The sequence below is a fragment of the Litchfieldella qijiaojingensis genome (genome assembly GCF_014651875.1).
Lineage (GTDB): Bacteria > Pseudomonadota > Gammaproteobacteria > Pseudomonadales > Halomonadaceae > Litchfieldella > Litchfieldella qijiaojingensis.
Genome location: NZ_BMXS01000023.1, coordinates 1 through 25,859 on the forward strand (window position 1 = coordinate 1; position 25,859 = coordinate 25,859).

The 25,859-nt window shown below is 61.2% G+C and carries 22 protein-coding genes; 2 read left to right on the plus strand and 20 right to left on the minus strand.

The annotated features are described in order from the left end of the window. The 3 genes from IE093_RS17775 to pqqA all read right to left on the minus strand — a co-directional run. Window positions 1-307 (minus strand): thiaminase II/PqqC family protein (locus IE093_RS17775; protein ID WP_479691167.1); only part of this gene is annotated, 307 nt, incomplete at its 3' end. A gap of 23 nt (window positions 308-330) precedes the next feature. Beyond that, complete coding sequence (pqqB, locus tag IE093_RS17780) at window positions 331-1,260, minus strand: pyrroloquinoline quinone biosynthesis protein PqqB (protein ID WP_189471547.1); 930 nt, start codon at window positions 1,258-1,260, stop codon at window positions 331-333. Between the two features lie 86 nt (window positions 1,261-1,346). After that, a complete protein-coding gene (gene pqqA / locus IE093_RS17785) occupies window positions 1,347-1,418 on the minus strand; it encodes a pyrroloquinoline quinone precursor peptide PqqA (RefSeq protein WP_189471662.1) in 72 nt (23 codons plus the stop codon). 261 nt (window positions 1,419-1,679) lie between these two features. Between pqqA and IE093_RS17790 the strand changes: the two genes are divergently transcribed. Continuing rightward, entirely contained in the window at window positions 1,680-2,363 is a 684-nt protein-coding gene (locus IE093_RS17790; RefSeq protein ID WP_189471549.1) for a DUF6607 family protein, read from the plus strand. A gap of 32 nt (window positions 2,364-2,395) precedes the next feature. Here the strand turns inward: IE093_RS17790 and IE093_RS17795 are convergent, their stop codons facing one another. From IE093_RS17795 to ptsP, 9 genes are all read right to left on the minus strand, one after another. Next, complete coding sequence (locus IE093_RS17795; RefSeq protein ID WP_189471551.1) at window positions 2,396-3,052, minus strand: phosphoribosylanthranilate isomerase; 657 nt, start codon at window positions 3,050-3,052, stop codon at window positions 2,396-2,398. Between the two features lie 125 nt (window positions 3,053-3,177). Continuing rightward, a complete protein-coding gene (locus IE093_RS17800) occupies window positions 3,178-4,737 on the minus strand; it encodes a bifunctional aminoglycoside phosphotransferase/ATP-binding protein (RefSeq protein WP_189471553.1) in 1,560 nt (519 codons plus the stop codon). A 143-nt stretch (window positions 4,738-4,880) separates the two neighbouring features. Next, window positions 4,881-5,831, minus strand: coding sequence for a methylenetetrahydrofolate reductase (locus tag IE093_RS17805; protein WP_229803709.1), 951 nt, complete (start codon window positions 5,829-5,831; stop codon window positions 4,881-4,883). A gap of 34 nt (window positions 5,832-5,865) precedes the next feature. Beyond that, on the minus strand, window positions 5,866-7,023 hold the full coding sequence (metK, locus tag IE093_RS17810) for a methionine adenosyltransferase (protein WP_189471556.1): 1,158 nt from the start codon (window positions 7,021-7,023) through the stop codon (window positions 5,866-5,868). A 111-nt stretch (window positions 7,024-7,134) separates the two neighbouring features. Next, complete coding sequence (locus IE093_RS17815) at window positions 7,135-7,998, minus strand: SAM-dependent methyltransferase (RefSeq protein WP_229803711.1); 864 nt, start codon at window positions 7,996-7,998, stop codon at window positions 7,135-7,137. Continuing rightward, window positions 7,991-8,809, minus strand: coding sequence for a glycine/sarcosine N-methyltransferase (locus IE093_RS17820; protein ID WP_189471558.1), 819 nt, complete (start codon window positions 8,807-8,809; stop codon window positions 7,991-7,993). The genes IE093_RS17815 and IE093_RS17820 overlap by 8 nt, the downstream gene beginning before the upstream one ends. Before the next feature lie 339 nt (window positions 8,810-9,148). Then, the gene (gene fruA / locus IE093_RS17825) at window positions 9,149-10,897 is read right to left on the minus strand and encodes a PTS fructose transporter subunit IIBC (protein WP_189471560.1); all 1,749 of its coding nucleotides are present in this window, start codon (window positions 10,895-10,897) and stop codon (window positions 9,149-9,151) included. Beyond that, window positions 10,894-11,868: a 1-phosphofructokinase gene (pfkB, locus tag IE093_RS17830; RefSeq protein ID WP_189471562.1), complete on the minus strand. Its 975-nt coding sequence runs from the start codon at window positions 11,866-11,868 to the stop codon at window positions 10,894-10,896. The genes fruA and pfkB overlap by 4 nt, the downstream gene beginning before the upstream one ends. Beyond that, window positions 11,868-14,732: a phosphoenolpyruvate--protein phosphotransferase gene (gene ptsP, locus IE093_RS17835; protein WP_189471564.1), complete on the minus strand. Its 2,865-nt coding sequence runs from the start codon at window positions 14,730-14,732 to the stop codon at window positions 11,868-11,870. The genes pfkB and ptsP overlap by 1 nt, the downstream gene beginning before the upstream one ends. 214 nt (window positions 14,733-14,946) lie before the next feature. On the opposite strand from ptsP, the gene cra reads away from it, so the two are divergent. After that, a complete protein-coding gene (gene cra, locus IE093_RS17840; RefSeq protein ID WP_189471566.1) occupies window positions 14,947-15,954 on the plus strand; it encodes a catabolite repressor/activator in 1,008 nt (335 codons plus the stop codon). On the opposite strand, the gene IE093_RS17845 is transcribed toward cra, so the two are convergent. The 8 genes from IE093_RS17845 to IE093_RS17880 all read right to left on the minus strand — a co-directional run bounded on the left by IE093_RS17845 (window position 15,933) and on the right by IE093_RS17880 (window position 25,476). Continuing rightward, entirely contained in the window at window positions 15,933-18,125 is a 2,193-nt protein-coding gene (locus IE093_RS17845; protein WP_189471568.1) for an ATP-binding protein, read from the minus strand. The two genes, cra and IE093_RS17845, sit on opposite strands and share 22 nt — an antisense overlap. Window positions 18,126-18,161: 36 nt before the next feature. Then, window positions 18,162-18,683, minus strand: coding sequence for a putative pterin-binding protein (locus IE093_RS17850; RefSeq protein WP_229803713.1), 522 nt, complete (start codon window positions 18,681-18,683; stop codon window positions 18,162-18,164). A gap of 129 nt (window positions 18,684-18,812) precedes the next feature. Then, window positions 18,813-19,310 carry a lysozyme inhibitor LprI family protein gene (locus tag IE093_RS17855; protein ID WP_189471569.1) on the minus strand — a complete coding sequence of 166 codons (498 nt, stop codon included), beginning with the start codon at window positions 19,308-19,310 and terminating at the stop codon, window positions 18,813-18,815. Between the two features lie 27 nt (window positions 19,311-19,337). Then, window positions 19,338-20,141, minus strand: coding sequence for an MOSC domain-containing protein (locus IE093_RS17860; protein ID WP_189471571.1), 804 nt, complete (start codon window positions 20,139-20,141; stop codon window positions 19,338-19,340). Window positions 20,142-20,226: 85 nt separating this feature from the next. Then, window positions 20,227-21,039 (minus strand): DUF2189 domain-containing protein, encoded by an 813-nt coding sequence (locus IE093_RS17865; protein ID WP_189471573.1) that lies wholly within the window; start codon window positions 21,037-21,039, stop codon window positions 20,227-20,229. 301 nt (window positions 21,040-21,340) lie between these two features. Next, entirely contained in the window at window positions 21,341-21,769 is a 429-nt protein-coding gene (locus IE093_RS17870) for a universal stress protein (RefSeq protein WP_189471575.1), read from the minus strand. A gap of 11 nt (window positions 21,770-21,780) precedes the next feature. Beyond that, a complete protein-coding gene (locus IE093_RS17875; RefSeq protein ID WP_189471577.1) occupies window positions 21,781-24,375 on the minus strand; it encodes a TRAP transporter permease in 2,595 nt (864 codons plus the stop codon). 120 nt (window positions 24,376-24,495) lie between these two features. Beyond that, window positions 24,496-25,476, minus strand: a complete 981-nt coding sequence (locus tag IE093_RS17880) for a TAXI family TRAP transporter solute-binding subunit (RefSeq protein ID WP_189471579.1) — start codon at window positions 25,474-25,476, stop codon at window positions 24,496-24,498. Window positions 25,477-25,859: the final 383 nt, after the last annotated feature.

Here is a 25,859-nt window from a genome sequence, read left to right on the forward strand (position 1 = left end):
CCTCGATGCCGCCGGGGTCGTCGCCGTGGCCGTCGTGGTCGAGCAGGCGCTGGATCCAGCGCCGACGCGTGGGGGCGTCCGGGCAGTTGGCCAGCAAGGCGGCGTCCTTCTGCGGGATCATCACCTGGTAGTAGAAGCGGTTGGCGACCCAGCCGCGGATCTGCTCGGGGGTGGCCCGCCCCTCGGCCATGTCGACCTGGTAGGGGTGATGGATGTGGTAGTAGTCGCCCTTGGCCATCAGTGCAACACGAAAGGCCTCGGGTGTCAGCGGGGCGAATTCGGATAGCGTGGTGACAATCGCATTCATGGCAGGCTCCCGATTGGCATGATTCACAACTCGAAGCGCATGCCATCAAAGGCCACTTCGATGCCGTGGCCCTCTAGCACCGCCCGTTCGGCGGACCTCTCATCAAGAATCGGATTGGTATTGTTGATATGGATGAGAATGCGCCGGGTGGTCTCCGGCAGGGCATCGAGCTCACGGATCATCCCCCGTTCGCCGGCCAGGGCCAGGTGGCCCATCTCCATGCCGGTCGCCTGGCCGACCTCCAGTCGTACCAGTTCATCGTCATGCCACAGCGTGCCGTCGACCAATACGCAGTCGGCACGCGCCAGCCAGCCACGTACCGCATCGGTCAACCGCCCCAGCCCTGGGGCATAGAACAGCGAGCTACCTTTGACGGCATCTTCTATATAGAGGCCGATATTGTCGCCCGGCGTGGGCGCGCCACGGCGTGGCGAATAGGGAGGCGCATTGCTGTCCAGCACCACGGCAGTAAAACGCAACCCAGGACAACTCGGCACCTCGAAGGCCGCCTGACGGTGCTCGCCGTCGACCAGGATCGGCTGCCAATACAGCCCGTCCTGCCAATGGTGCAGCATGGGAAACAACGGAAAGCCAGTACTCAGGTCACGATGCACGGCGGGCGTGCACCACACATTCAGCGGACAACCTTCGCGCAGCGACAGCAGTCCGCTGGCGTGATCGATCTGCGCATCCATCAGCAGCACCTCGGCAATGCCACTGTCGCGAACGCCATGACGTGGATGCAACTCGGGGTTGGCGGCGATCTGGACACGGATGTCCGGCGATGCATTGCACAGCAGCCAGCGCTCGCCGTCGCTACTGATGGCGATTGACGATTGGGTACGCGGTGTGACGGCAGGATTGCTCCTTCTCGCTTCGCGACAGTTCGGGCAGTTGCAGTTCCACTGCGGCAAGCCGCCCCCCGCGCCCGAACCCACTACCAGGATCTGCATGCTAGCCTCCTCTCGACGCCTCGCTTTCGATACTCGAGAGCGCCTGGTACCGCGATATCCCGCCGCCCAGGCGCGGTCATGGAGCATCAGCGGTTGGCAATGTAGAGCGTCACCTCGAAGCCAAGACGCAGATCGTTATAGGTCGGTTTGGTCCACATGGCAGTTCTCCTGTGCGTGTGAAGTTGATCGGCAATTGCCAATCACAGTTAAGCACTTGCTCAGCACAGGCGATTCAGTACTTTGGAAGGAATTCGGCTCGTCAATTGGGCCCCGACACCCTGGGAGGTGATCGGTACGGCATATCTCGACGCTGCATGACACGCTCGATTGGCATGCCGGATAATGCACTTCCCTAATGGGTGACGGCCGGGCTAGCCTTAGGAGTACTCAACTCACTACCAGTATTGAGAACACTCGCCATGAAAGGAGATCGGCGTCTAGGACTCTTCGCCACGTTGCTGCTGTCACCGATGATTTGGGCGGAAGGCAGCGACGGCCCTACTTCCCCCGGCCACCAGCAGATCGAGAGGCTTTCCGGCTGCTTCGAAGTGACCTATCGGTTTGCCGAGGATGGAGTGCACGACATGTTCTCGGAGGACTATGGCCTGACGAATGCACTGCTCGAGTGGCTGGAGCTCGAGACGCTACCCGGGGGAAGCTATCGACTGACCCATGTCTCGGTTCTGGAGGAGCGGGTAGTGCCACACTTCCACGAAATCTGGACCCCATTATCCGAAGAGGGGACATGGCGACAGGAAGTGTATAGCCATACCCCCGGCAACCCCAGAAGCGAGCAACGCTACACCTGCACCGCAGCTTGGCAGCAGAACACTTGGTCCTGTCACGCCGGCAAGGCGAAAAAGCCCTTTCGCGACCGCGACGCTCCTTTTGGCTTCGACCGCCAGGACTATGACCACCTGGACCGACACAATACGCTTCTGGTCACTCCCCATGGCTGGGTACAGAGCCAGCAAAACCTGAAACAACGGGAGTCCGGTGAAGTCGTATCCCGCGAATTGGGCTGGATCACCTATCACCGTGTCGATGACGAGCGATGTCGCCAAGGACACGACTGGGCGCGGGCACAGCGCGAGAAGGATTGAATCCCGTCGTGGCCAATGGCGATTGTCCCCGGTCAGGCTGCGGCGTCCTTGACGGCTTCCATGAACTGACGGAGCTTGCGTTCATCCAATTTCCCGTCGCTACGAACACCGGTGCAAATATCGACCCCGAACGGCCGGACCGTAGCGATCGCTTCGCCAACGTTCTCAGCATTGAGCCCGCCTGCGAGGAAGACCGGCACCGGTGACACTTCGGCTATCCGGGCACTGAGCGACCAGTCGTGAGTGCGCCCCGTACCACCGAGCTCCTTGACCGGCAGCGATTGATTCCCCGAATCGAGGAGAAGCGCGTCGACCTCGGGCGCCACTTGCCGGGCTTCCGACACAGAGGTTTGGTCAGTGACGTGGATCACTTGGACGAGCGAGACTCCTGGCAGTGATCGACGCAACTGCGCATGACTTCCGGGAGGAAGGCGATCGCAGATCTGCACCGTATTGACTCCACAGCGTTGTTGCTGCGCCACGATCTGCGCAACAGCGGTTCGGCTAGTGAGCAGAAATGTGCCAATGGGAGGTGGCACACTGGCCGTGATTTCCGTGATCAACGGTTCGTCAATGACGCCTGGTCCACTTGGCATCTCGGACACCAGACCCAGTGCCGATGCGCCCAGGCGCACAGCAAGCCTGGCCTCTTCAACCGAACCGATACAGCAAATCTTGACACGTGTCATTGGCGACTCCCTGTCATCGAGCGGTAGCCATCCCTCAAGCCTATAGGAGCGACGGCAGCCTGCCGATCATGCAGAAAACCTGCGCCCCAAGGCAAGGACAAGCCGCTGGAATACAACGCGCATCGTCAGCAAGCGAATCGTTTGCGGATCCGCTTTTCCACGTCGTTCGCAGCGGCCTCGGCTGTGGCATCCACCTCCAGGCTATAGGCTCGCTCCGCTTTGGTAATCGGCTCTACAACGGCCTGCTGTCGCTCCATGATGACTTCATCAGCCTCGGAAGGATCACCCCCTTCTTTGGCCCTGGCCCGCAACCATTGCCGCCGCTGGGATTCGGGCGCGCTGCAATCCAGCAACAGATAGGGAATGTTCCGGGAAGCGGCAACCTGGATGAGTCGATCCCGCTCCTCCTGATGCAAAGCCGTGGAGTCCACGATGACGGGGTAGCCAGCCTCCAGGACATCGGCGGCCAGCTCGGCAAGACGTTGATAGGTGTCGCGAGTGGCTTGAGGGGTATAGATATCCGAGTCGGGTTGGGAGTGGCTGTGCATGTGAGGCTTCAGGCCGAACAAACGCTTGCGCTCCACATCGGATCTCAGCCAGATCAGATTCAATGACTGTGCCAGCCGTTGACTCAACCAACTCTTGCCACTGCCGGATACCCCGCTGGTCACCAGCAAATAGCGCTTACGCGGCATCGAATATCCTTCCGCCAAGTCTGCATAGGATTGGTATTGGTCGAGAAGCTCCTTTTTGTCCTTGTTGCTCAAATCCGGGTTGCCCCGGGTCAGAAGTGCGATCTTGGCCCGTACGATAGCTCGGTAAGCCTTGTAGAAATCGAGTAACGGCAAGCAATCGAAATCACCGCTGAGTTGCAGATAACGGTTCAAGACCCGGTTGGCCAGTTGCGGCGCACCACGATGCTCCAGATCCATGAGAAGAAAGGCCAGATCATTGCAAGTGTCTATCCAACGTAACCCTTTATTGAACTCGATACAGTCGAAAACCGTGACCCGATTTTGGTACAAGGTGATGTTGGCCAGGTGCAGATCGCCGTGACACTCACGCACATGGCCTTCTTGATGACGCCGGCTCAGGTGAGGTTCCAGCCGAGTGAAGGTCTCGTGACTCCACGTGGCCAGCCGGCCAAGCTGGTCCCGTTGAGCCGCTTGATCCAGCAGCGGATGGATTTGCTGGAAGTTCTCCTCGGCATCCTTGCGCACCGCCGCTGGCGTTCCCAACTCGCCTTGCGTGGCGGGCAGATTCTCGTGGAAATCGGCAATCTGGTCGGCCAGTTCGTCCATATGCGCTACTTGCAAGCGTCCCTCGCCATACAGCTCATTGAGCATCTGGTGCGTGTCGAACTGATGCATGCAAACGGCGTACTCGAAGGCTTCGCCCTCGCCGCCAAGCCGAGGATCGCTCGGACTGCCGGTAATGGGCACGACCCCCACATACAAGTCCGGCGCCAGACGGCGGTTCAGACGCACCTCTTCGTCACAGAAGTGCTTGCGCTGTTCCAGAGAGGAGAAATCGAGAAAGCCGAAATCCACGGGCTTCTTGATTTTATAGGCGAACTCGCCTGTCAGCAGAACCCAGGAAATATGGGTTTCATGGAGGGCGAAACCGGTGACCGGGTGATCATAGCGTTTGGGGTCTTGCAGTGCCTGGATCAATTCGCGACTCATGGTGACAGTCTCCTTCTCTTCGAGCTCGAGTATCGTCGCTGCTGGCACCGCAGGGGCGATTTACCCACGCAGCGTGCTGCCGCAACAGCAACTCTACATGATGGCAGCCATCATTGGCTCTGACTCGAACTCATGCAGCATTGTCAGGGCAGGATGCTGTCCGACGCACCCGCGAAGTGAATGACGCCCTCCCGCAGCCGATGGGCAAGTCCTATGGTAGTCGCTGCCGAGATACGGCCGATCGGCGCGATGTTGACACCAATAGGAAAGGGTAGATCAATAGCGGCCGCATGGTTGGCGATTTCGGTCCACGTGCTGCGGATGTGCATCAGCGAGCGTTCGGTCACCGACTCGGGTCCAGCGATAAGCCAGTCCTCCAGTTCATTGGACAAGCTCACTCCCAGCCAGTGCAGAAAGCGTATGTTGCGCTCGGAGCGAACAGGGGCAAGCGAGACAAGGACTTGGGGAGTGGCTCTTCCGCCCACGCATTCGCTGAGTGCATCCAGCAGAGTAGTGACTTCCTCGGCGTGAAAGATGACCTGGGTGGTGAAGAAATCCGCACCGGAGTCGATCTTGTGCATCATCCGTTCGGCTTCCCCCCGGCGAGTAGGGATGCATATGTTCCCTACCCGCATCCCAGGCACATCGAGCCGCTCCCGCAACAAGCGATTGGCTTCCGGGACCGACGGGCCAGGATAGGATTGGTCGCTACGCTCCCCGCCGACGAGCACGAAGCGACGGATGCCGTATTGTTCCCAGCTTTCACGGAACCAGTCGAGTTGACGCTTGCGCTCCAGATGTACCACCACCCGGTTGATGATACAGGGCACATCCAGACGCTCCTGGATGTGCCTTGCGAGCGTGCGGGGCTCGACACGAGGCTCGAACGGCCTTAACCGTTCGCCCTTGCGGCTCTTCGAGCTCTCCTCGTGGATCTCCGGGATATTGACGGCGTCCAGGCCAAGTGCTCGATGGAGGCTTTCGATCCTCTCCAATGTCGTCTCGATGCCGCTTTCCCCCTGCCCAAGCTCTGGTGGCACGGCCTCCAGGACGAGCTCGGCGGGCGGCGCCGCGCGACTTGTCAAGCTTTCCATCTGGACCCTTCCTCTCTTGAGTGAGTTGTCCATCCTACAGACCTGCCTCGCGTAAGGCTTGGGCCTTGTCCGTGCGCTCCCAAGTGAAACTCTCCTCCTCACGGCCGAAATGACCGTACACCGCAGAGGGCCGATAGATGGGGCGCACCAGGTCCAGCATCCTCAAAATGCCAAACGGGCGCAGGTCGAACAGCTCCCGCACCAGCTCCTCCAGCCGCTGCTCGGAGACTTTCCCGGTGCCGAAAGTCTCGATGCTGATGGATGTGGGCTGGCCCACCCCAATGGCATAGGAGACCTGGATCTCGCACTTGTCCGCCAGCCCCGCGGCGACGATATTCTTGGCAACGTACCGGCAAGCGTAGGCCCCAGAGCGGTCCACCTTGGAAGGATCCTTGCCCGAAAACGCCCCACCGCCGTGGCGCGCCATGCCACCGTAAGTGTCGACGATAATCTTGCGTCCCGTGAGGCCGCAGTCGCCCACCGGGCCGCCGATGACGAAATTGCCCGTGGGGTTGATGAGGTAACGGGTGCGATTGCTGATCCACTCCTCGGGCAGCACGGGCTTGATGATCTCCTCCATGACCGCTTCCTTGAGGTCATTCTGGGCGATGCTTTCCGCATGCTGGGTGGATAGGACCACGGTGTCCACAGCCACCGGCACGCCGTCCTCGTACACAAAGGTGATCTGGCTCTTGGCGTCCGGACGCAGCCACGGCAGGACGCCGCGCCGGCGTACCTCGCTGTGGCGCATCATCAGGCGATGCGCATAAGTGATGGGGGCGGGCATCAGCACGTCGGTCTCGTTGCAGGCATAGCCAAACATCATGCCCTGGTCACCGGCGCCCTGGTCTTCCTCGGTATCGCGGTCGACGCCTTGGGCGATATCCGCACTCTGCTTACCGATGGCATTGAGTACGGCACAGGTGGCACCGTCGAACCCCACTTCGGCGCTGTCGTAACCGATGTCGGTGACGGTCCGCCGCGTGAGTTCCTCGAGATCGACCCAGGCTGAGGTGGTGATCTCGCCAGCGACGATCACCATCCCTGTCTTGACCAGCGTCTCGCAAGCCACCCGCGCCCGCGGATCCTGGTCGATGATGGCGTCCAGGACGGCATCCGAGATCTGATCGGCGACCTTGTCCGGATGTCCCTCGGAAACCGACTCTGAGGTGAACAGGTATTGTCTGGTCATTGTGTCCCCTTCGTGCGGTTGTTTGGTCAGTGTCGGTACAGCGTTGGCAGGGGGTATGCCGCCCGGGACGGCCAGGTGACAACCCCGTGCCGATCAAGCGCAAGGCGGTCGTCAGGTCGACGCACCGCTCGGCTTGTGGAACAGGAAGATGCCCCAACGCAGGTGACCGTTGCGACCACCCTCGACCCAGTGTTGGAGACCGCGCTTCATGCGTTCGATATAGTCACGGCTGACCACTCGGGCAACGTCGTCCTCATGCTCGATGAGCACTTCGCGAATGCGTCCGTAATGGGTAGCGATCATCTCCGAGGCCTCATCGAAGGCCAGTTCCACGAGACCGAGTTCGGCCAGCGTCTCCTCGTAGAAGCCCGGCGAGCCCAAGGTATCCAGATGAATACGGGCAAGGATCGGCTCCAGAGCCTCGGGCGGACAGTCGTCGTCCTGCATCGGGTCGGTGAAGATGAAGTGACCCCCAGGCCGCAGCACCCGCACTACCTCTTCCAGCACTCGTCGGCGGTCGCCGCTATGCAGGATGGCATCCTGCGACCACACCACGTCGAAATCTTCATCCTCGAAGGGCAGGTCCTCGTAGCTGCCGTCAATGATCTCTACCAGCCCGTCCACGCCCTGCTCGCGGTTCTTCTGCCGCCCGCGCTCGTTTTCCTTCTCACTGATGTTGAGCGCGGTCACCGGGCAGCCAAACTCACGAGCGAGATAGCGTGCGGAGCCGGCGTAGCCGGCGCCGATGTCCAACACGCGGGTATTGGCCTCGAGCTCCGGCAGGCGTGCCGCCATCTCGGCGACGGTGCGGCGACTGGCGTCATAGACCGGCTCATGCGGGTGGCGGTAGAGCCCGACATGGATGTCCTCACCACCCCACACCAGGAAATAGAAGTTGTCGGCATCGTCGCTGTTGTAGTATTCGCGGGCAATCTCCACCGCGGGCGTGTACGCTCTGTCCAATACCTTATTCATCTTCTGCCCTCCGATAACGCTTCTGCGCCACGTGGATGAAGAAATCCGGCTCCACATCCCGGTAGGTCTCCTGAAAGTCGCCGTAGGTGTCCACTTGCTGGAACCCGACTTCACGCAGAAGGCGCCGGGTGTAGTCCTTGCGCAGAGGAAACATGTTCAAGTGATAGGTGGAGTAATCCGGGAAGGTGTAGCGAAAACGGGCCAGGCCCTCGTCCACGTACTCGGGGCAGACGGAGACATTGGCGCCGCAATAGTAGTAGGTGTGGTTGCTGGAATAGCCGACATCGAGGATGGCGTCGTAGTTACGCTGGTCGATGATCAGCAGCCCGTCGTGCTTGAGGGTGGCATAGAACTCGGCGAGTGCCTTGCGGCGGTCGTGTTCCGAGAATAGGTGGGTGAATGAGTTGCCGAGACAGATGATGGCGTCATAGTGGTTGTGGATATCGCGATTGAGCCAGCGCCAATCCACCTGAACGGTACGCAGTATGTGGCCACGCGCGCAGCCATTGGCGAATGCTTTGGCCAGCATGGCGGGGCTACCGTCACAACTCACGACCTCGAAGCCGGCCTCGATCAGGCGCGTCGAGTGAAAGCCGGTGCCCGTGGCCGCATCGAGCACGCTCTTTGCGCCATGCTCGCGCAACATGTCGATGAAAAAATCCCCCTCGCCACGTGCCCGGCTCTCCCAATCGATGAGCTCGTCCCACTTGTTGACGAAGGCCTCTATGTATTCTCGCTGATAGTGCCCTGTCTCCCGACAGGCGACAGGGTCGGGACCGAAATCCTGTTTCTGCCATGATGATACTTTCATTCGCTGCCCCTCAGGTGGGCAGGAGACGCCTGGATGACCCGCTCCGTGGCGGGTAACGAGCGTGCAATCCGTTCCTACCCACTCTCGTCGTGGAATTCTTTCCGATATATTTGGTTTCCGATGAAAACAGCCCACTTGCTTCCCGGCTTTCGGGAATCGATGCAGGTAATCCGCTCGCAAATAGCAATGTCGCAAATAGAAAGATAGAAGTCGTTTCCGGATAAGCAAGGCAGTGCATGTTAACTTTCGTCACCTTGCTGGCTCGACCGAGCCGACCGGCAAAAAAAATCCCAGCACCCTAGGCAGGGTGCTGGGACCGAGGCGACGAGCGAGTCTGGCTCAGGCGCTGGCGCCGACGGCAACTTCCTGACCACCGCGCTTGATCGCCGCGTAGCCCAGGCCGGTGATCAGCGAGCCGATGACGATCGCTGCCAGATAGAACAGCACCGGAGTGATGGCGTTGGGGATCAGCAGCACGAAGATACCGCCGTGGGGGGCCATCAGCTTGGCACCGACCAGCATGGAAATGGCACCGGTGATTGCGCCACCGACCATGCACACCGGGATCACCCGCAGCGGGTCCTTGGCGGCGAAGGGAATGGCGCCCTCACTGATGAAGCACAGGCCCAGCACGAAGGAAGCCTTGCCAGCCTCGCGTTCGGGTTCGGAGAACTTCGATTTGGCGACGAAACTGGCGATACCCATGCCGATCGCCGGAACCATGCCGGCGGCCATGATCGCCGCCATGGGCGCATAGGTCTCGGAGGCCAGCAGGCCAACGCCAAAGGTGTAGGCAGCCTTGTTGACCGGCCCGCCCAGGTCGAAGCACATCATGGCGCCAAGCAGGATACCCAGCAGCACGGCGTTGGCCGAGCCCATGTTCTCGAGGAAGGTAGTCAATGCCGAGAGAATCCCTGCCACCGGCTCGCCGACGATATAGATCATCACCAGGCCGGTGATCAAGCTGGCAACCAGAGGAATGATCAGGATCGGCTTGAGCGACTCGATGCTCGACGGCAGCTTGACGTTCTGGGCCACGGCCTTGGCCACGTAGCCGGCCAGGAAGCCGGCGAGAATCCCACCAATGAAGCCGGCACCGATCTCGGAGGCAAGCATGCCGCCGATCATGCCCGGCGCGATACCTGGCCGGTCGGCGATCGAATAAGCGATGTAACCAGCCAGCACCGGGACCATCAAGGCAAAGGCAGTGCCGCCGCCTATCTGCATCAGCGCTGCGGCAAGCGTTCCCTCTTCCTTGAAGGCTTCGATGCCGAATACGAACGACAGCGCGATCAGCAGCCCCCCAGCCACCACCATCGGCAGCATGAAGGAAACCCCGGTCAGCAAGTGCTTATAGACACCTTTCTCCTTGAAGCTCTGCTTGCGCTCGCCACTGACGGCGCCCGATGCGCCCTCCAGTACCTCGGCATTGGCCAACGCCTCTTCGATGGTTGGCCGCGGCTTCTTCAGGGCATTGCCGGTGGAGGTGTACCACACTCGCTTGCCAGCAAAACGGGTCGGATCGACCTCGATATCGCAGGCCAGGATCACCAAATCGGCGTCACGAATTTCCTCATCGGAGAGTTGGTCCTGGGCCCCGACCGAGCCTTGGGTCTCGACGCGAACCTGATGTCCCAGCGCGCGACCCGCTTCCGCCAACGCCTCGGCGGCCATGAAAGTATGCGCCACCCCCGTCGGGCAGGCAGTCACGGCGACGATCTTGCGGGCACCGGAAGCCGTAACCGGGGCGGCAGCAGCCGGTGACTCATCGCTTGGCTGGTAGGATTCGGCTTCACGACTGGCCCGCTCGAGAAAGGCGTCCGGGTCAGGTAGCGCCCGATCGATCGGCGCCTGGAACAACCGCTTGCCCTCGAAGCGTTGCGGTGCGGGCACATGATCGGCGGCGACGATCACCAAGTCGGCGGCCTCGATAGCTTCGGCGGATACCGGGGAGACCGGCTCTAGCTCACCGTGCATTTCCACGGTGACCTGCCAATTGCGACGACGGGCGGCTTGCTCCAGGCGGCGAGCAGCGAGGAAGGTGGTGGCCATGCCGCTGGGGCAGGCAGTGATCAGGATGATGTTCATGCGAGCACTCCCTCCGCGTCGACGTCATCGAGGCGACGTACGCGAGTCTGTTGTTGGAGTTGGGAAAAATCCTCGGCGTGGGGATCGCCCACGCCAACGTGACGAACGGATTCGGCGGACAGTGCCGTGGCGAAGCCGAGCGTCCTCTCGGTCGAATGGCCTTCGAGCACGCCATGTAGCATGCCGGCCACCAGGGTATCGCCGGCACCCACGGTGCTTTCCACCGTCATCGATGGCGGAGTGGCCAGCCAGGCACCGCGTCGACTGACCCAAAGCACACCGTGCGGCCCGGCCGAGATCAGTGCCTCCTCGACCCCGGCGCTGTGCAGACGCCGAGCCGCGTCAAGGCGCTGAGCATCGTTGTCCAGCACGTTTCCGGCCCAACCGGCCAGCTCCTGTTCGTTGGGTTTGACCGCAGTGGGCCGAGCATCGATAGCGACAGCCAAGGCCTGGCCGCTGGTATCGACCCACACCGGCAATTCATGTTCACGCAGGCGCCGGATCAGGGCGGCCTGATCGGCGGACGAGATGCCCGGCGGCAGGCTGCCGGCAATCACCACCGCGTCCGGGCGGCGTTCGGTATCGGCGGCGATGGCATCGAGCCACTCGATCAGGCGCGTCCAAGCCTCGGGGACGATAGCCAATCCGGGGCCGTTGATATCGGTGACCCGGCCGTCACCCTCGGCGACCTTGGCATTGATGCGAGTCTCGCCCGGCACGCGGATGAAGGCATCGGTCACTCCCAGTGCCTCGAAGGCTCGCAGGAAAGGGCCATCGTTGGCAGCACCGAGGAATCCCGATACCGTCACCCGGTGGCCCAGTGACACCATTACCCGCGCCACGTTGACCCCCTTGCCGGCCGCCTCGAGATGCGTTTCATCGGTGCGGTTGACCGTTCCCAAGACCAGACGCGGCAGGCGAATCGCCAGATCCAACGCCGGATTGAGGCTGAGCGTCAGTACATGAGCCATCAGCACCCCTCCAGGACGTCGCGTACCGCTTCACTGGTGGATTGAGCCAAGGCCAGTTCGGCCTGACGGCGTGCCTCGGCGAGATCGAATGCGCGCAGTCGCGCCTTGACCAACGGTACCTGGCGCGCGGCCACCGACAGCTCGTCGACGCCAAGTCCCACCAGCACCGGTATGGCCTGGGTGTCGCTACCCAGCTCGCCGCACACCCCGACCCATTTGCCATGGGTGTGAGCGGCGTCGACCGTCATCTGGATCAGGCGCAGCACCGCCGGATGCAAGCCATCGGCCTGGGCCGAAAGTTCCGGATGACCGCGGTCGATGGCCAGGGTGTACTGGGTCAAATCGTTGGTGCCGATGGAGAAGAAGTCGACTTCCTTGGCAAGGCTCGGCGCCAGCAGCGCACAGGATGGCACCTCGATCATCACCCCGAGCTGCACGTCGGTGGCGCGTTCGGCTTCAGGGATCTCCGCCAGCAGACGATCGAAGATGGTCTTGGCGGCGCGGAACTCGGCGATGTCCTTGACCATCGGCAGCATGATGCGCAGCGGCTTGCCGACGGCGGCTACGAGCAGCGCGCGGAACTGGGTCTCCAGCACTTCCGGCTGGGTCAGCGCCAAGCGGATACCACGCAGGCCGAGGAAGGGGTTGTCCTCCTGGGGTACCGGCCAGTAGGGCAACGGCTTGTCGCCGCCCACGTCGAGAGTGCGCGCCACCAGTGGGCGGCCGTCCAGTGCCTCGATGGCCTGCCGATACTCGGCGACCTGGGTGTCGAGATCCGGCGCCTGGGCGTGGGCCATGAAGATGAATTCGGTGCGCAGCAGACCAACGCCCTCGGCACCACGCTCCACGGCATCCGCGGTGTGGGCGGTATTGCCCAGGTTGGCGGCAACCTCGACACGATGGCCATCACGCGTGCGGCCCTCCTCGAAGCGTGCGGCGTAGGCCTCGCGTTCGAGCCGCTCAAGCTCCTTGAGACTCAGTTCAGCACGCTGGCGACGTTCGATGGACGGAGCCGGCACCACCCGGCCGCGCTCGCCGTCAAGAATCAACTCGACACCGTTTTCCAGACCCAGCACGCGTTCACCGGCGCCGACCACGGCGGGAATGCCCAAGGCACGAGCCAGGATCGCACTGTGCGAGGTAGCCCCGCCGCGCGCGGTGAGCAAGCCACGAACCTTCTGCGTATCGAGCTGAGCGACGTCCGACGGCCCCACGTCGTCCATCACCAGGATGTAAGGCTCGTCCGGCGGGGTCGGCAGCTCGACACCACACAGAATGCCCAGTACACGGCGGCCCACGTCCCGCAAGTCGGCGGCTCGCTCGGCCAGCAGGCGGTCGGCGAGCATCTCCTGGGCACGGGCGGCGGTGTCGATGGCGGCCCACCAGGCGGCCTCGGCGCTCATGCCCTCCTCGATGCCCTCGCGCGCGGCCTGATGCAGTTCCGGATCGTCGAGCATTTCCTCATGCATCGACAGAATCTCCGACACTTCACCGCCCGGGGCACTGCGTACCAGCGCTTCGAGTTGCCCGATGCCCGCCTCGATAGCGTGTTCCAACCGTTGTGTCTGATGTGCGGCATCACCGGCCCGTTCGGCGTACTCGAAGCGTGGTATACGCATCACGAAGGCCGGGGCGATCGTCAACCCAGGGGAAGCCGCCACCGCCTGGTGCGGTGTATCCTCGGGCAACGGCTCGAGCGGCATCTCGCGTGGCGTATCCTGGGTATGGTCGCGCCCCTCCTCGAAGGGCAGCACCTTCTCGCCGAGTCCCTCGCCTACGGCTGCGACGACCGCCTCCAGGGCTGTATCGGCGCCTTCGCCCTCGGCGGAGAACACCAATACCTGACCGCGGCGGGCACCCAGACCGATGACCTTGGTCAGGCTGGCGGCCGATACGGCTTCACCACCACCTTCGAGCAAACGCACCTTGATCGGCACCGGTTGTTGGCGCGCCACTTGCACCAGTTGCTTGGCCGGGCGGGCATGCATCCCATGGGCATTGAGCACTCGGGCGCGCACCGTCCGGGCACTGGCGGATTCGCCTGAGAGACGCGCCAGCACGGTGGCGACATCGGCATCGAACAATGCCTCGCCACCGCCATTGTCGAGCAGAGTCGCCAGCCGCTCCAGCAGGCCACGATGCGCGTCACCCTGGGCGGCCAGACAGAACACTCCCTGAACCGGGCCGTGGCTTCCATCCAATGAGCTCTCGGGAGTCGCCAGCGCCAACGCCGGTGTATTTACCCCAGTCGCGCTGCTGGTGAACCATAGCCCCTGCCCCAAGGCCTGCGGCGGTTGTTCGGCCATCGCGGCAACGAAGGCGGCATCCACGCAACCCGCTTGACGTAGCCGTGCGGCCCCGGCCAGGGCCAGTTCGAGATGATCGCGAGCGGGAAATTTCAGGCACAGAGTATCGGCATCCAGGCGCGCCTCGACCGGTGCCTTTGACAGCAGCGATGCCACGGCCGTACGCGAGTCGGCCGAGGCCAGCCCGTCGGCCACGCCCTCGCGATCCAATACATGGGTCAATTGGCGCAGAATATCGAGATGCTCATCGCTCTGCGCAGCGATGGTCACCAGCACGTGGACGCGGTTGCCATCGTGCCACTCGATTCCATCCGGAAACTGCAGGACACGCACGCCGGTACGCTTGACGTGTTCACGACTTGCGGGCGTGCCATGCGGGATGGCGATGGCATTGCCCAGGAAAGTGGAAGATTGGGCCTCGCGGTCGAACAGGCCATCGCGATAGCCGGGGGTCACCAGTCCCGCCTCGCCCAGTGCGGCGGCGGCCTGGTCCAGGGCGGCACGCCAATCGCTGGCGCGACAGCCAAGCATGATGTCATTGTGGCCGAGGGTGAGCATATGGGTGTTCTCCTGTGCCGGGATTCCAGTAACAAAACCCTGGCTGAATCGTGTCACCAACATTTAAACTCAATGCTGAATCGTGACACCACTTTTATCAAGTCGCATCGTATACGACCTTAGCAGGGGGTAGGACCTCCACCTCCTGGCGTAGAATGGTCGACACTCTCGCCGATACCCGCTCGCGGCGAAGAGCCAGTATAAGGATTCTCGCATGACACTCGCTGAAATCGCCCGACTAGCCGGGGTCTCACGCACCACCGCCAGTTATGTCATCAACGGCAAGGCCCGTGAGCGCCGTATCAGTCAGAATACCGTCGATAAGGTGATGGCTGTGGTCGAACACCATCACTACCGCGTGGATGCCCAGGCGGCCGCCTTGCGCCGCGGTGCCAGCCGTACCCTGGGCCTGATCATCCCTGACCTGGAAAACGCCAGTTATGCGCGGCTGGCCAAGCTGCTCGAACGTGGCGCCCGGGAACGAGGCTACCAGATGCTGATCGTCGGTTCCGACGACGATCCCGACAGCGAGCGGGAACTCGCCCGCGCCCTGCGCGCGCAGCGCTGCGAGGTACTGATCGTCGCCAGTTGCCTGGCCATGGACGACCCTTTCTATGGCGAGGTGATGGATTCCGGCCTACCGGTGATCGCCATCGACCGTGCGCTCGAACCAGACCGTTTCATGAGCGTCGTCAGTAACAACGAGGTCGCTGCGGAGGCCTTGACCCGGTCGGTGATGTCGCCCGACATCCAGCGTATCGCCTGGTTCGACGCCGTGCCGGAACTGTCGATAAGCGTTGAGCGTCGCGCCGGCTTTCGCCGAGCCCTGGCCGATAGCTCGGCACAGGCGATCATGAAAAGTGGCGCTCGCTACGATCGCGCCGAAGGCGCTCTCCTGATGCGTGAGCTGCTCGACGAACACGGCATCCCCGATGCGCTGGTCACGGCTTCCTATACCCTGCTTGACGGCGTCCTTGATGTGCTGCTGGACAATGGCGGCCTTCCAGAGTCCCTGCGAATGGCGACGTTCGGTGACGATCGACTGCTCGATTTCCTGCCCCTGGCGGTCAACTCCCTACCCCAGGATCATCAGCGCATCGCCGAACTGACCCTGGATCGGGCCCTGGCGGCTTCCCGCGGCGATTACCACCCAGGTCAAACGCTGGTCGAGCGCTCCCTGAAGCGGCGCAGGCCTCAGAATCAGGCGGTGCTGGAAGGATAATGGCTTATCCAGGCCTCGAGAGCCACCAAGGATGACTCGAGGCTCTCGGCCAACGCTTTCCGCAGGGTCGACCAATGCTCGGTTTCCCGGTGGCAAGCCGCATGCTCCAGCGCTTGCGCACGCGCGGCGACCAGCACCAGCCCCAGGCTCGACGCCTCTCCCTTGAGCAGGTGTGATGCCTGCATGACGTCGTTACTTCGTCTCTCCGCGATGGCGGTATCCAGCGCTTCGAGCCGTACCGCCAACTGCTGTCGGAACAATGAGATCAGCGATTCGACGCCAGTCATGCCCAACGTATGTTGCAACTCATTCAGAGTGGCATCATCCAGCAGATCCTTCGGCCCAGCGAACATGGCAGCTCGTGGTGTGTCATTCCCGCGCAGCGGAAACGACATGTCGTCCAGGTAGCACGACAACATGCTTGCCAAGGTGTCATGAAATAACGGCTTGGTCAGATAGTCCTGCATACCGACAGCCAGGCAGCGGTCGCGCTCCCCGCCCATGGCACCAGCCGTCATCGCAACGATCGGCACCTCGGCCATCCGCCCCCCCATGGCCCGCAAGCGTCGGGTGACCTCCAGACCGTCCATGTCGGGCATCTGCACATCCATAAAGATCAATGCATAATCACCGTTCGGAGCCATCCGCAGCGCCTCGCCACCATTGGCGGCCACTTCGACCCGGCATCCCAGGCGCTCGAGCATGGCGACCGCCACCTGCTGATTGACCGGGTTATCCTCGACCAGCAGCAAGCGGGCCGTATAGTGTCCCATTCCTGGGGATCTTTGCGGTGCAGGCGGCAACGCGGGGTCGGCCTGGGTGGGTAGCGACACCTCGAACCAGAAACGGCTGCCCTGCCCTTCGCGAGTATTGACGCCAATCTCGCCGTGCATGGCTTCCACCAACCGTTTGCAGATGGCAAGCCCCAGCCCAGTGCCGCCGTACTGCCTTGCCGTGGTGGCATCGCCCTGACGGAATGGCTCGAAGAGATGTCCCCGGTAGGCAGCGGGAATCCCGCAACCACTATCGATGACCTCGATGCGCAGACGTTGCGAGGGCGCCCAGAATACCACCAGCCGAACTTCGCCTTTCGCCGTGAACTTGATGGCATTGGACAACAAGTTGAGAATCACCTGGCGCAAGCGTCCGGGATCCCCTATTCGGCGGTCGATCAGTTCCGGGGCAACCTCGTATGTCAGGGCAAGCCCTTTGTCGGCGGCACGCGGAGTGAACAAGGCAACCGCCGCCTTCATCAATTCGCGTAACGAGAAGGAAGTATGCTCGAGCTCCAGGCGACCGGCCTCGATCTTGGAGAAGTCGAGAATGTCGTTGATCATCTCCAACAACTGTCCGGCACTGTCGTGAATGGTGCTGGCATAACGCCGTGACTGACCATCCAGCGGCTGGTCCAGCAGCAAGTCACTCATGCCGATCACACCGTTGAGCGGTGTGCGAATCTCATGGCTGACCGTGGCCAGGAACTCGGACTTGGCCTGACTCGCCGACTCGGCTTCGCGTGCCGTTACCTTCAATTCGTTGCTCAATGCTTCCATGGACAGGCGCGCGCTGGCATTTTCGCGCGATTCACGGAACAGGAATCCCACGACCAGCAGCGTCGCCACGCTCATCGACAGAATCAGCCCCAACAGCAAGCGATAGAGCCACTGCAGGGTTTCACGTTCCTGGGTCGCGGAATCGGCCAAGTACGCGTTGATGGCTATGATCAGTTGCTCGGTATGGGGGGCCAGCGCTTCGAGTTGCTGAATGAGGTCGGTGCGACTCTCCTCATCGAGTTCCACGAGCCGTTGCATGGTTTCATCCAGCGCTTCCACTCGCGCCACGATCTCAGGCATTAGCTTGGCGGTCGCGGGAATCGTGCGAAACAGCTCGGCGATGTCCCCTTTCTGCAGCAGGTTCACGCGGCTGTACATCAAGTCGAAACGCAGGCGAAGCCCATCCAGGGACTCTGTCGAGCCCGCGGTCACCAACTGATTTCGCATCAGGATCGCTTCGCGATCCAGCTTATAAGCGAACCAGGCGGCATCCCCTCCCACGCTCTGAGCCAAACTCTCCTGACGCCACAGCACCAGCCCTACCACCAGCATGGCGGCGGCAAAGAACAACACCGCAGCGAAGGCTCCAAGCTTCAGGCGTATGGGGTAGCGATGCATCGCGAAAGCGGGCTCCTCGTTACAAATGCAGCGACATCATTCGTAGACATGAATGCTCGCTACCTGCCATACCGAGCGGAAACGGATGGTTTCATTAAGTAACTGCTGGGGGTGGTCATCGAAGGGATAGAGCACGAAGATCGGCCCGAAATCGCGAACTTCCATGGGCACCCCATCACGCTTGAGAGCCAGGATCACGTCGTAGTCATAAAAGTCCGACAGTGGAACATCGGCGACGAAGTTGTTGAGCGCCTTGATGCGCATCATGTCTCCGCGAGCACCGACCGCCGCCATCACCTCCCTGCCCAGAGGGCCTTCGAAAAGACTGCTCCCCTCTGTCCAAGGGGTACTGGTTTTCAGTGCATACGGCGACATCGACATCAGCATGTCGTAATCGAATTGGGCTTCATCACCGACATTGGTGTATTCGATATCGCCGGATACCGTAAGAATGACTTTCCCCTGAGGGGGAGGAAGGTGTTCGGCCATGGCTGGCGGCGCCAACAACATGGGCATGACCAGCGTCAACAAGGAGACAAGGAAGGAACGCTTCGGCATAGCGGATATCCAGAACCGTGGATGCCCTGTCTAGACTACGCGATCCATGCGTCGAGGTCAGGCCCCGCTCGACAACATGTCTTAAACGATAAAGTCATGAGGGACGGAATCGTAATCGACACCATGCGGTCATTCATCTTCGGGCGGTGCTTCCAACTCCTCGAGCCCATCGAGGTAGCGTTGCAACTGTAGCGCCCGATCCTTCAATACGGCGTTGCGATGAAGTTGTTCGCCCAGCGGCCCCAAGCTGCCACTGCCCAACTCAGCGCGATAGAGTTCGACATGATATGCGGCGATGAATGCGAAGTCGGCGTCGCGACTGGCCTCCCATGCTTCCTGAGAGACAGCCAGCGCTTCACGCGCCTCGCTGCCCAGTACCCGTTTCAGCATCGTTGTCAGCCGTTGGATCTCGGCCTCCCAGTCGTCATGGGCCTGGGCCGCGCATTCACGCATCGCCTGGGTCGTCCAGCCGCCCTCCTCCATGCAGCTATCGGCCTGGTACTCGATGGGATGACTAGCCTCGGGTGTAGAGGCCGTATCTTCATCCTGAGCCATGCCGAGCGGTGTCCAACCGACCAGGAACCCGACCGCCAGGGCAAGAGAATACGGCAGTGTCATGTGGTTCATGGGCGTGCTCCTGTCGTTCTTCGGCTGTCAGCTAATGAGTTCCACCGGGCTCCCTACCTCCAGCGTTCCTCCTTTGATCACGATCAGGTTCTGACCGAAATAGACCTTGCCATCGACACCTTGACGATAACGAGCCAGGGTGCGCAATGGTTCACGCTCGGGAATAAAACCTCCCGTAGAAGGGTCCACCGTCACCATGGCACAGCGTGAGCAGGGCTTGTCCACGGCCAGTTCCACCTCGCCGATACGCAGCAAGCGCCAATCGTCCTCGGCATAGGGCAAACTGCCCGATACCACCAGATTGGGCCGGAACTGCGCCATCCGATGCGTCGTCGACAGGCGCGTGTTGAGATCATCCAGCGACGCCTGGCCAATCAGCATCAGCGGATAACCGTCGGCAAAACTGACCCGCTTGCCGATGGCCTGGCGATAACGCGGCGAGCGCTCGCCCAGCCACAGTAATTTCGCCGGTTCACCCACTACCTGCCCCATCCACTCATCGGCACGTCCAGTGGTCGTAAGGCCAGCAAAACTGTCGCCCCATACCTGAGTGGTGAAGGGTGCGACCTCGAAGGACTCTTGCTCGAGCGGCAGATCGGGTAATTCGGGATGGTGAAGCACCAGGCCGTTGTCGTGCAGCGTGGTAGCGACTCGTTGCAACTGCGGGTGCGAACGCGCCGTGATGAAGGTGCCATCGGGTTTGGCCACCATAAAACGACGGTCACCCAGCAGGCCTTCCTCGCCGACCAACGCCTGTTGCACAGGCTCGCCTGCAGTGGATTTGATGGGATAGCGATAGAGGCCCGAAAGAGTCGGAGTGTCGATGGACATGGGAGGCGTTCCTGGCCAGTAATATAAAGGGGGCGATCATTCGCCCCCACAGACTAGCCGGTTGCCCCATGGATGACCAGCCAGCTCAGGATGACTTGCCACCCTCGATACGCACCAGGTCTTCATAGGCATGCCAGCTTGCGTGCCCCAGTACCGGCAGGATCACCGCCAAGCCGATGTAGAAGGTCATTACACCAACCAGCACACAGCCGGTGAGGATCACAGCCCACAGCAACATGGGACGGAAATTGTTCGCCACGGAACGAATACTGGCTTCAATGCCTTCCATGAAGGTCAGATCCTGATCCATCAGGGTCGGGATAGCCACCACGCTGATCGTGAAGGCGCCGAAAGCCAGCACGGCCCCGACCGCCGTACCCACGGCCAGCATACCCAGGCCTTCCGGGGTCGTCAGTAGCGCCGTATAGAGAGTCTCCGGGCTCGGCACCTCGAAGCCGAAGAACAGCGCAAACAGCAACGTGGCCAACCGAATCCAGGCGAGAAAGAAGATCATCATCATCACGCCCATCATCGCGAGCTGACCGGTATGCGCGGTCCAGGCACCAAACGCATCGCCCAGGTTCGGCGCCTTGCCAGCCTCGAGCTTGCGACTGATCCCGTAGGAGCCGACCGCCACCAGCGGACCCAGGAACATGAACCCCGCCACCAACGGCAACAACCAATGCCATAGCCCCATCACGAAGGCCCCAGCGGTCACGGCGATACTCAGGCCGACCCAGAACAACCCGTAGGCCAGACTGACCGCTGCAGCCTGGCGAAAGTCGCGAAAGCCAGCCACCAGCCAGGTTCGTGGCTTATCCATTCCCACCTTGTTGATCACGATCGTGACTATCTTGGCATCCGACGGCTTGTGCTTGTTGGTATCAGCAGCATTCATAGCGTAACCCCTTATCCCGCGAGCGGAGAGCGAACGCACTCGGGCCGATTCCGTTGGCCCCGAGAGCAAAGTGGCCAACACAAGGCAAGATGCCTTAGCTCATCCTAAATGTAGACGACTGCCAGCGGACCCGCCGGGACTCTGCTTCAACGCCCAAACTGTGTGCCACCAACCACGCCCCGGCGGCAATGCCAACCAAAACGCCCCCGGCGAACCGGAGGCGTTGTTTCCCTAAAGAAGCGTTGAATGAATCAACAAGCGATATCAACCGGGGCGTCGCTACGCCATAAGGCGCACAGAACTAACGCACGATCATCACCGAGATCTTGGTGTGATGCACCACATGCTCGGCATTGGGGCCCAGCACGTAGTCGGCGAACTTGCGATTGCTGTGCGATGCCATCACGATCAAGTCGACCTCGAGTTTCTTGGCGGTCTTGATGATCGCCTCCCAAGGTGAACCATCGACGAGCACGCACTGCACCGGAATATCGTCGGGTACATGCTGCTTGACGAACTCGTGTTGCGCCTCCGAGGCACTCTGGTGGACTTTCTCGGCGAACCCCTCCGGGAAGTAGGAACCGACCAAGGGCATGCGATAATCCGGCAGCACCGTGACCACATGCAACGATGCCCCAAAGGTTCGGCACAACGTCAGCGCGGTAGGCAAGGCCTTCGACCAGGATGCCTCTTCGTTGAGATCCACCGGCAACAATATCTTGGTGTACATGGCTCCCCTCCTCAGGCGGTTGCCGCCAACACTTGGTCATGACGTCGACGTCGCTGCAGCAAGACGATCAACGCAAAGACCAGGAATGCCGGTATCCACATCCACTCCTTCGTCCAGCGGTCCACCGGTGCCAGGACCTCGATGATTTCCTGATCGAAATCGAGGCCCAACTGTTCAGCCCTGCTGCCGAAGGTGACCATGTCGACAATGGCGCGACCGTCCTCGATCAGCAGCTCCAGGCCCAGATTCTCCAAACGCTCCTCACCGCTATCTCCCTCCGGTACCGGCAAGATCATGTATGTCGTCAACGGATCACCGAAGGCATCCTCACCGCGCACTTGCAGCCGCAGCGTGCTGTCCTCATCGACATCGCCAAGCGCCTGAACGAACTGACCGGGGGGAATCGACTCGTAGGGATCATGGATCATGTCCATCCAGAAGCCCGGCCGGAACAGGGTGAAGGCCACCAGCAACAGCAGGATGCTCTCGTACCAGCGGCTGCGGGCAATTAAGAACCCTTGGGTCGCCGCGGCGAAGATCAGCATGGCGATGGTGGCGACCACGAAAATCACGATGCCTTGCAAGAAGGATACGTCGATCAGCAACAGATCGGTATTGAAGATGAAGAGGAACGGCAAGGCGGCGGTACGCAGGCTGTAATAGAACGCCTGGAAGCCGGTGCGGATCGGATCGCCACCCGACACGGCCGCCGCAGCGAAGGATGCCAGTCCTACCGGTGGCGTGACATCGGCCATGATGCCGAAATAGAACACGAACAGGTGCACGGCGATCAACGGTACGAGCAGCCCGCTCTGTTCCCCGAGCTGGACGATCACCGGCGCCAGCAATGCCGACACCACGATATAGTTGGCGGTAGTCGGCAGCCCCATGCCCAGGATCAGGCTAAGCACCGCAGTAAGCAGCAGGATCAGCAACAGGTTGCCCATGGAAAGGATCTCGACCACATCCGCCAGCACCAGGCCGACCCCGGTCTGCGATACCGCCCCCACGATGATGCCCGCCGTGGCAGTGGCAATACCGATGCCGATCATGTTGCGTGCCCCGGTCACCAGGCCGTCCCACAGGTCGACGCAACCTTCCTTGATATCCTCGCCCAGATTACTGCGGTGGCGGAACATGGCCGTTATCGGCCGCTGCGTGACGATGATGAAGATCATGAACACCGTGGCCCAGAAGGCCGAAAGCCCCGGGGACAGGCGTTCGACCATCAGGCACCACACCAGCAAGATCACTGGCAGGATATAGTGCAACCCGACCAGTACCGTTGGCCGAGTCTGCGGCAAGGAGACAATCTCCGAATCGGGATCGTCGAGTTCCAATTCGGGATAGCCGGCTCCCAGTTTGAGGAGGGCGACATAAACCACCGCCAGAACCACGGACACTACCCAAGGCGTGGCACCGCCAAGTACCGGTTTCAACCAGCCCAGGCCGTAATAGACGGCAAACGACAGCCCCATCAGCAGCAACAGCCCAGCCAGGAAGCCGACCACCTTGTGTAGCAATGGACGAACGGGATTGCTCGATGGCAAGCCCTTGAGATTGGCCTTTAGGGCTTCGAGGTGAACGATGTAAACCAGCGCGATATATGAAATCAGTGCTGGCAGGAAGGCATGCTTGATGACTTCGATATAGGGAATGCCAACGTACTCGACCATCAGGAAAGCGGCAGCCCCCATCACCGGCGGCATGATCTGGCCATTCACCGAGGAAGCCACTTCCACGGCCCCCGCTTTTTCCGCAGAAAAGCCGACCCGTTTCATCATCGGTACGGTAAAGGTTCCCGTGGTCACCACGTTGGCGATCGACGAGCCCGAAATCAGGCCGGTCATGCCCGAGGCAACGACCGCTGCCTTGGCCGGACCGCCCTTGTAATGGCCAAGCAGGGAGAAAGCGACCTTGATGAAATAGTTGCCGGCCCCAGCCTTGTCGAGTAGAGCACCGAACAACACGAACAGGAACACGAAGCTGGTCGATACGCCCAAGGCGATACCGAAAACCCCTTGAGTGGTCAGCCATTGGTGATTGATCAAGCCATAGAGGCTGACACCTCGGTGAGCCAGGATGCCCGGCATGTAGGGACCAGCCAGTGAGTAGACGATGAACACCGAGGCCACGATCATCAGCGGTGGCCCCAACGCGCGGCGCGTAGCTTCGAGCAGTAGCAGGATCCCCGCCACCCCGACGATCACGTCCTGCAGAATCGGCGCACCGGGGCGTTGAGCAAGATCCTCGTAGAACAGGAACATGTACGCGCCGCAGAAGGCCGCGGCGGCAGCCATGATCCAATCCTGTAACGGAATCCTGTCACGAGGCGAACGCTTCAACGCCGGGTAAGCCATGAAAGCCAGAAAGAGCGCGAAGGCCAAGTGTATCGAGCGGGCTTCGGTGGCGTTGAATACCCCAAAGCCGAGCATGAACGATAGCGGGGAAGCGATCCATAACTGAAACAACGACCAAGCCGCCGCGATGCCAACCAGCAGTTTGCCAGGAGTTCCCAGGGGCTTGCGAGCCCCGGAGTCACTGGAAGCTACCAAGTCCTCCAGATCCACATCCGTGCTCGAGGATGTCTTTTTGTCATTGCTCATAAGCTTGCCCTGCTCATAATCAGTCGACGGGATAGAACGGAGCACAGAAACCACGATGCGCGGCCTCCTACTGGATGACCGCGCATCATTCGTGGAGCCTATCACTCCTTACAGACTAGATTATTCCTCGATCCAGCCACGTTCCACGTAGTAGCGCTTGGCCCCTTCATGCAACGGCGCGGAAAGCCCCTGGGAGATCATCTCCTCCTCGTTGAGGTTTTCGAAGGCCGGATGCAAGCGTTTGAAGCGATCGAAGTTCTCGAACACCGCCTTGACGGCCTCGTAGACAATGTCGGGGTCGGTATCGGCCGAGGTCACGAAAGTGGCCGCCACGCCGAAGGTTTCGACATCTTCCCCGTTGCCACGATACATGCCTCCCGGAATTACCGCCTTGGCGTAATAGGGGTATTCCTCGACCAAGCCATCGATTTCGGGACCCGTTACCGGAATCAATCGAGCGTCGACGGTGGTGGTGGCCTCCTGGATGGAACCGTTGGGATGGCCGACCACATAGACCATGGCGTCGATGTTGTTATCGGCCAGGGCAGAAGCCTGCTCGGCGGCATCGAGTTGCGACGCCAGAGAGAAGGTGTCCTCGGTCCAGCCCATGGCATTCATGACCACCTCCATGGTGTTGCGCTGGCCGGACCCTGGGTTGCCGATATTGACGCGCTTGCCGGGGAAATCGCTGAAATGCTCGATACCCGAGTCGGTACGCGCCACCACGGTAAGCGGCTCACCATGGATCTTGAACACGGCGCGCAGATCGTCGTAGGCATTATCCTCGAAGTTGCCAGTGCCATTGTAGGCTTGATACTGCACGTCGGACTGAACGACGCCCATGTCCAGTTCGCCGGCACGAATGCCGTTGACGTTGGCCACGGAACCGCCCGTCGAAGGCGCGTTACAACGAATGTTGTGCTCGTCGGAGCCGCGATTGATCAGACGGCAGACCGACTGCCCGACCACGTAATAGACCCCCGTCTGGCCGCCGGTCCCGATCGTGATGAAGCGTTCCTGCGCAACCGCCGGTGACGAGATCATTGCCGCCCCGAGAAGCGCACTCGAAAAGGCTGCAGCGGTGAAAGCGTGGCGTTTCATGAAGACACCTCTTGACGTTGTTGGCACCATTGCCGACGGACTTGCCGCCTCGTTGTTTCCTTACTTGTCGCAATCTCACCTGGCCACGTCTGGCCTGGCTCGTACGGCATGCTGGTAGCGCACCCGAGCCGCGCCCATGCGACAGGCCTCGCCTTCCCGTCGCGCGGAGCCGATGCTAATCAAGCCTTTCGCGCTAGTTGAAGGGCTTGGAAGAGTTATAGCCGCAAACCCTACGCAGGGCCAACGACACGCCCTATCGCCATGGCCGACCGCGGATATCACCACGCACTACTTTAGCGTAAAACATACCATCTTTTGAGTGCTTTTCACTTAATGCTAATCCTAGTCGTCATCAGCGTTTACGGACCGTTAACTTTTCTTCG

Bases quoted from the DNA above. Each gene is read 5' to 3' on its own strand.
- pqqB (WP_189471547.1), bottom strand. From the start codon at position 1,260: ATGCAGATCCTGGTAGTGGGTTCGGGCGCGGGGGGCGGCTTGCCGCAG.
- IE093_RS17865 (WP_189471573.1), bottom strand. From the start codon at position 21,039: ATGAATGCTGCTGATACCAACAAGCACAAGCCGTCGGATGCCAAGATA.
- IE093_RS17815 (WP_229803711.1), bottom strand. From the start codon at position 7,998: ATGAATAAGGTATTGGACAGAGCGTACACGCCCGCGGTGGAGATTGCC.
- IE093_RS17855 (WP_189471569.1), bottom strand. From the start codon at position 19,310: ATGAACCACATGACACTGCCGTATTCTCTTGCCCTGGCGGTCGGGTTC.
- IE093_RS17870 (WP_189471575.1), bottom strand. From the start codon at position 21,769: ATGTACACCAAGATATTGTTGCCGGTGGATCTCAACGAAGAGGCATCC.
- IE093_RS17790 (WP_189471549.1), top strand. From the start codon at position 1,680: ATGAAAGGAGATCGGCGTCTAGGACTCTTCGCCACGTTGCTGCTGTCA.
- IE093_RS17860 (WP_189471571.1), bottom strand. From the start codon at position 20,141: ATGTCCATCGACACTCCGACTCTTTCGGGCCTCTATCGCTATCCCATC.
- ptsP (WP_189471564.1), bottom strand. From the start codon at position 14,732: ATGCTCACCCTCGGCCACAATGACATCATGCTTGGCTGTCGCGCCAGC.
- IE093_RS17800 (WP_189471553.1), bottom strand. From the start codon at position 4,737: ATGAGTCGCGAATTGATCCAGGCACTGCAAGACCCCAAACGCTATGAT.
- IE093_RS17850 (WP_229803713.1), bottom strand. From the start codon at position 18,683: ATGCCGAAGCGTTCCTTCCTTGTCTCCTTGTTGACGCTGGTCATGCCC.
- IE093_RS17880 (WP_189471579.1), bottom strand. From the start codon at position 25,476: ATGAAACGCCACGCTTTCACCGCTGCAGCCTTTTCGAGTGCGCTTCTC.
- IE093_RS17820 (WP_189471558.1), bottom strand. From the start codon at position 8,809: ATGAAAGTATCATCATGGCAGAAACAGGATTTCGGTCCCGACCCTGTC.
- IE093_RS17845 (WP_189471568.1), bottom strand. From the start codon at position 18,125: ATGCATCGCTACCCCATACGCCTGAAGCTTGGAGCCTTCGCTGCGGTG.
- IE093_RS17875 (WP_189471577.1), bottom strand. From the start codon at position 24,375: ATGAGCAATGACAAAAAGACATCCTCGAGCACGGATGTGGATCTGGAG.
- IE093_RS17805 (WP_229803709.1), bottom strand. From the start codon at position 5,831: ATGGAAAGCTTGACAAGTCGCGCGGCGCCGCCCGCCGAGCTCGTCCTG.
- cra (WP_189471566.1), top strand. From the start codon at position 14,947: ATGACACTCGCTGAAATCGCCCGACTAGCCGGGGTCTCACGCACCACC.
- pfkB (WP_189471562.1), bottom strand. From the start codon at position 11,868: ATGGCTCATGTACTGACGCTCAGCCTCAATCCGGCGTTGGATCTGGCG.
- fruA (WP_189471560.1), bottom strand. From the start codon at position 10,897: ATGAACATCATCCTGATCACTGCCTGCCCCAGCGGCATGGCCACCACC.
- IE093_RS17795 (WP_189471551.1), bottom strand. From the start codon at position 3,052: ATGACACGTGTCAAGATTTGCTGTATCGGTTCGGTTGAAGAGGCCAGG.
- metK (WP_189471556.1), bottom strand. From the start codon at position 7,023: ATGACCAGACAATACCTGTTCACCTCAGAGTCGGTTTCCGAGGGACAT.